This is a genomic window from Bacillus sp. JJ1566, from assembly GCF_036962685.1.
Taxonomy (GTDB): Bacteria; Bacillota; Bacilli; order Bacillales; family Bacillaceae_L; genus Ferdinandcohnia.
Window position 1 is genome coordinate 1 of record NZ_JBALOP010000097.1, and the last position, 5,346, is coordinate 5,346.

Consider the following 5,346-nt stretch of genomic DNA (forward strand, 5'->3'; position numbering starts at 1 on the left):
CGATCTACAGGAATGCTAAAGGGGCGGAATAGTTGAACAAGAATTTATATTTGTTTTGTAGAATTGTAAAGTATAGTTCGGATTGAGCTTCACCAGGTATTCGAATAGACAAATAAGCTGAACGTCGGATTAACAATAAGTCAATTGAAGTGTTCTAATCATTCATAAAGCTAGGGTTGCTATCTTAGAAGTAAGAACAAACTTGACAGTACCAAACAAAGACAAGGAGTGAAGTTATGAATTTTCTGCTTACATCTGGAGGCATCAATAACAAAAGCATACACGACGCGCTGGTTGACATGCTGGGCAAGCCGATTGCTGACTCCAACGCTCTGTGCATCCCCACTGCGATGTATGGACACCCTTGGGTTGGCCCTGGCGTCAAAGCCTGGCAGTTCATCAGTGGGAAAGAAGAGAATCCCATGGTCGACCTCGGTTGGAAATCCGTTGGCGTGTTGGAGCTCACAGCGCTTCCAAGCATCGACGAAGACCGCTGGATACCTCTGGTACAGGAGACAGATGTACTGCTGGTGTCAGGCGGCGACGCCCTTTACCTGTGCCACTGGATGCGTCAATCCGGGCTGGCAGACCTTTTACCGTCACTGAACTCAGTCTATGTGGGAATGAGTGCTGGGAGTATGGTGTTGGCCCCTAACATAGGGGAATACTTCGTTGGCTGGACTCCACCAGGCGGTAGTGATGAAACACTGAGACTGGTTGATTTTTCAATCTTTCCGCACCTGGATCACGAGATGCTGCCGGGAAACACCATGGCTGCCGCAGAGAGATGGGCAGCTGGGATGCAGGGACCTGCGTATGCGATTGACGATCAAACCGCAATCAAAGTAATCGAAGGAGCGGTAGAAGTTTTATCCGAAGGGCATTGGAAGCTATTTACACCTTGATCATACTATACGCCCGTTTCTTGTTATAATCTCATGGAATAGTGGGATAGTTTGAAAATAAATAGAAACTTAATGGCGCGATTCTTCAATTTAGAAGAATCGATTTTTTTACTCCATTAAAGGGTGCTTTCCTTAAAGAAGGGGAAGTGCTCTTTTTTATAGAAGTATCTGTACTAACGGGGCAGAATTGTTGAATAAACAAGGGAGGGTTTAATTTGGAGAGCATTGAAATTGTGAGGAAGTTTTATGATGAAACAGTAGATTATGAATGGGATCGACTTGAACGCCACAAAGTAGAGTTTGAACTTACTAAACGCTATTTGAACCGTTATATAAAGCCAGGGGACAAAGTGTTGGACCTTGGTGGTGGACCAGGAAGGTATTCTTTAACTCTTGCTGAACTTGGTTGTGATGTAACGTTAGCTGATTTATCAGAAAAAAATGTTGAATTTGCATTGACTAGGGCAAGTGAAAAAGGTCTTACGCTTGAAGGATTACAAGTAGATGCACGTGACTTATCTATTATTGAAGATAGTCAATTCGATTACGTTCTATGCATGGGGCCAATGTATCATCTTAAAAGCGAGGAAGATAGAGTTAAGACTATAAGAGAATGTCTAAAAAAACTAAAGCCAAATGGAATTATTTTCGTAGCATTTATTTCGTCTTATTCATTTGTGTGGGATTATCTTATTCGTAACCCAGAATTTATCTTAAATAGCGACAGACAATTAGAGCTAAATAAAATTGTGGATGGTAAAGAATTTGCGGGAAAAGGGTTTTCAGATAACTTTTATATATCTCCTAAAAATGTACTTCCGTTTTTCGAAAAATTTAATCTTGAAAAACTTCATTTACTAAATAGTGAAAGTTTCTTATACCTTCGTGAACCAGAATTACTCAAACAGAAACAAGATGTTATAAATGCTTGGTTAGATTTTGCAGAGAAGGTATGTGAACATGAAGATCTACTTAGTATGGCTGAACACATAATGTATATTGGTAAAAAAGCCAAATAATCTTCAACTAAAGGGTGTGTGATTCAAGAAGGAAAACCGCCTTTTTTTGTTAAAGTTATTAAGCTTACGGGGCAGTTTAGTGGAGGAAGGTATTAACAAAAAAGTGAGCGAATATTACTTAATAAGTAAAGTGCTTGGGAGGATAGAATGAAAACATATCTCGAAGAAATAACGAAAAATGTGTACGCTTTTTTATTGCGGGATGAATCCTGGAACTCATATAATAACTGCTACTTGTTGCTCGATAACAATGATATTATACTTATTGATTCAGGGAAGGAAGAACATTCTAGTTTCCTGTTTTCCTCACTAAAAAGTAAAGGGATTTCCAAGGGTGATATAACGCACTTTATTGCCACACACGCTCATAAAGATCATATCGGGGGATTTCAACATTTAGGAGAAATAGAAGGCTATATTCATAATAAGGATTTAGAATTGATTCCAGAAAATCTTAGAAACAAATTTAAGACGAAGCTCCCAGATAACGGTTCAACTGTAAATAATATTGAGTGTGTCCTCCTTGGACACCATACAAAAGGTTCTGTCTTACTATATCATAGTGAAAGTAAAGCGTTATTTTGTGGAGACCATATTTGCTTCTTTGCAGAACCTTTAAACGATAATAAAGTTATAGATAAAGGTATCCTTGAAAGAGAAAAGTTTAAACAGTTCGTTTCTGATTGGTCTCAAAACGAAGAAATGAAAAGACAACATGATTTTAATTTATTTATCGAAGGTTTAAAGGCTATTAACAAATTTGATGCTGAGTATTTATGTACGGGACACGGTGTGATCTTAAAAGGAAATATAAATAGATTTATTTCGGATTTACTCGAATTTGAATAGTAAACCAAAGATTCCTTTTTGTTGAAGTTATAAAACTAAGAAGCAGTTTAGTTCAATAAAAGTGTATTTTTATTAAAATAAAAAGTATCGTATATCTTATAAGTATATTAAATAGGAGGCGTGATATGAAGAATCAACGGAATATAGTATTGTTTATTGCTCAAAGTCTGGATGGGTATATTGCAACAAAAGGAGATTCATTAGATTGGTTATTTAAGGTTGAGGGTGAAGGGGATAATGGGTATTCGGAATTTTATGAAACGATTGACACAATCTTAATTGGCAAAAGGACATATGATTGGATTATGAAACACGAAAAAGGTCAATTCCCATATAAAGATAAAGATTGTTACGTTTTTTCTAGGTCTCAATTAGAAGATACAAATAATGTTAAATTTGTAAATAAAGACATTGTTAACTTTACTAATAGCATAAAAAATGTAGAAGGAAAGAATATTTGGATAGTTGGTGGTGGAGACTTATTGCATACGTTTTTAAAAGAAAAATTAGTCGATGAAATGATTGTGACAATTGCTCCATCTATCATCGGAGAAGGTATACCTTTATTTAAAGTTGGCGATTATCAGCTAGACCTATATCTAAAAGGAACCAGAACCTTTAATCAATTTGTTGAACTACATTACATTGTAAATAAATGAATACAAATGCTCTAAAACTATAAGGGGCGATGCTTAAAATAGGATCCCCAATTTTGTTTGGATAACTATGTAGATTGTGAAGAAATGTACTTAAACTTAAACTATCGGGTGCGTTGATCCAAGAAGGATTAATGCACCTTTTTGTTGAAGTTATTTAACAGAATTAGGAAGAAATATATAATATCTCACATATATATTAGAATGCCATTCAAAAATATAATCTTATAAAAAACGTCCCCTAAAACTTCATTAAAATGAGAGATCAAAGGCAGGAACAGGATGAAATTTTATCAAACCCCCAAATGTGAAGGAGAACTTAGTATGAAAGCAATGGTATACAATAAATACGGAACGTGTAACGTTCTAAAGCTAAAAGAAATAGATATACCTGCTCTAAAACAAAATGAAGTATTGGTTAAGATTCATGCTGTTTCTGTGAATTCATGGGACTGGGACCTTCTTAGAGGTAAACCATTCTTGGCTCGTCTTGGGGGGCTTCTAAAACCCAAATATAAAATCCTTGGTGCTGATATAGCAGGAAGGGTTGAAGCAATTGGAAGAGAAGTAAATCATATCTCTGTAGGGGATGAGGTATTCGGAGACATATCCTGGTGTGGTTGGGGCGGATTTGCGGAATATGTAAGTGTTAATGCAGAGGCATTGACATTGAAGCCAGCCAATATGACATTTGAAGAGGCTGCTGCAATACCGCAAGCAGGAGTTCTTGCGCTGCAGGGGCTTCGTGATGTTGGACAAATTCATGTAGCCCAAAAGGTTTTAATTAATGGTGCTGGTGGAGGTGTTGGGACCTTTGCATTGCAAATTGCCAAATTATACGGGGCTGAAGTTACTTGTGTGGACAGTAAGAAAAAATTAGATACACTTAAGTCCATTGGTGCAGACCATGTTATTGATTATAATGAAGAGGATTTCACACAAAAAGGACAGTTTTATGATTTAATTCTCGATGTTGTAGGAACTCGTTCTATATTTGACTACAAGCGTGTACTAAATCCTAAAGGAACCTATGTTATGGTTGGAGGATCCATGTCTCTAATTCTACAACTATTATTGCTCGGACGTATGATTTATAAAAATGAAGGTAAGGAAATGGCCATTCTTGTTCATAAACCAAACAGTAATGACCAAAATTATCTTAAAGAACTCTTTGTTGCAGGTAAACTTGTACCTATTATAGATAAGCGATACTCGTTAAGTCAGGTTCCAGATGCTATTCGTTATCTTGGAGAAGGACATGCAAAAGGAAAAGTGGTCGTCTGCGTGGAAAATAGTTAGTCTTAAACAAGATACTATGAAATTATTAAAAGTGTTGTCTCTTAGCAAAGTAAATTTGTGAACTATTGTACTTATACTACCATGAAAGAGCGTAATTAAGTTTCATTTTTTTTGGTGAAGCACTGCTTCATGGATGGCTAACGGGGCAGGTTTGTTGAAGAAGGGGATAGAATAAATTAGAAGTAAAATAGGAGTCATTAGGGAGGGCATTATGACTGAAGATTTTTATTGTGATGAAGTATTAAGTGGTAAAACCCAAGTAAATAAAGTGTTAGAGACAGAAAATGTATTAGCCTATTATCATACAAGACCTTTTTATCCAGTCCATATTGTTGCTATACCCAAGAAGCATATACCTTCTTTAATTACATTAGAAGAAAGTGATAACGAATTATTAATAGAATTACTGGGAGTAATTAAAAAGGTTGCAACTATGGTTACTGAAGAAAACGGTGCTTGTAGAGTTATTACCAACTTAGGAGATTATCAGGACTCAAAACATCTCCACTGGCATATAGTCTTCGGAAAACCATTGAGATAATTATTAAGCTAACGGGTGCGTTGATCCAAGAAGGATTAATGCACTTTTTTGTTGAAGTTATTGAACTAAACCAGCTA

The 5,346-nt window shown here is 36.3% G+C and carries 6 protein-coding genes; all 6 read left to right on the forward strand.

What is annotated here, in order from left to right; all coding sequences use genetic code 11:
* Window positions 1–236 precede the first annotated feature (236 nt).
* The 6 genes from V7112_RS23705 (at window position 237) to V7112_RS23730 (ending at window position 5,269) form a co-directional block, all read left to right on the forward strand.
* A complete protein-coding gene (locus tag V7112_RS23705) occupies window positions 237–905 on the forward strand; it encodes a Type 1 glutamine amidotransferase-like domain-containing protein (protein WP_335424433.1) in 669 nt (222 codons plus the stop codon).
* Between the two features lie 215 nt (window positions 906–1,120).
* A complete protein-coding gene (locus tag V7112_RS23710) occupies window positions 1,121–1,924 on the forward strand; it encodes a class I SAM-dependent methyltransferase (RefSeq protein ID WP_335424435.1) in 804 nt (267 codons plus the stop codon).
* A 147-nt stretch (window positions 1,925–2,071) separates the two neighbouring features.
* Window positions 2,072–2,773 carry an MBL fold metallo-hydrolase gene (locus tag V7112_RS23715; RefSeq protein ID WP_335424437.1) on the forward strand — a complete coding sequence of 234 codons (702 nt, stop codon included), beginning with the start codon at window positions 2,072–2,074 and terminating at the stop codon, window positions 2,771–2,773.
* Between the two features lie 125 nt (window positions 2,774–2,898).
* A complete protein-coding gene (locus V7112_RS23720; RefSeq protein ID WP_335424439.1) occupies window positions 2,899–3,432 on the forward strand; it encodes a dihydrofolate reductase family protein in 534 nt (177 codons plus the stop codon).
* Window positions 3,433–3,753: 321 nt separating this feature from the next.
* The gene (locus V7112_RS23725) at window positions 3,754–4,728 is read left to right on the forward strand and encodes an NAD(P)-dependent alcohol dehydrogenase (RefSeq protein WP_335424441.1); all 975 of its coding nucleotides are present in this window, start codon (window positions 3,754–3,756) and stop codon (window positions 4,726–4,728) included.
* Window positions 4,729–4,939: 211 nt separating this feature from the next.
* On the forward strand, window positions 4,940–5,269 hold the full coding sequence (locus V7112_RS23730; protein WP_335424442.1) for an HIT domain-containing protein: 330 nt from the start codon (window positions 4,940–4,942) through the stop codon (window positions 5,267–5,269).
* Window positions 5,270–5,346: the final 77 nt, after the last annotated feature.

Excerpts from the sequence above, each read along its gene's own strand:
- V7112_RS23725 (WP_335424441.1), top strand. The coding sequence starts at position 3,754 with ATGAAAGCAATGGTATACAATAAATACGGAACGTGTAACGTTCTAAAG.
- V7112_RS23715 (WP_335424437.1), top strand. The coding sequence starts at position 2,072 with ATGAAAACATATCTCGAAGAAATAACGAAAAATGTGTACGCTTTTTTA.
- V7112_RS23730 (WP_335424442.1), top strand. The coding sequence starts at position 4,940 with ATGACTGAAGATTTTTATTGTGATGAAGTATTAAGTGGTAAAACCCAA.
- V7112_RS23720 (WP_335424439.1), top strand. The coding sequence starts at position 2,899 with ATGAAGAATCAACGGAATATAGTATTGTTTATTGCTCAAAGTCTGGAT.
- V7112_RS23705 (WP_335424433.1), top strand. The coding sequence starts at position 237 with ATGAATTTTCTGCTTACATCTGGAGGCATCAATAACAAAAGCATACAC.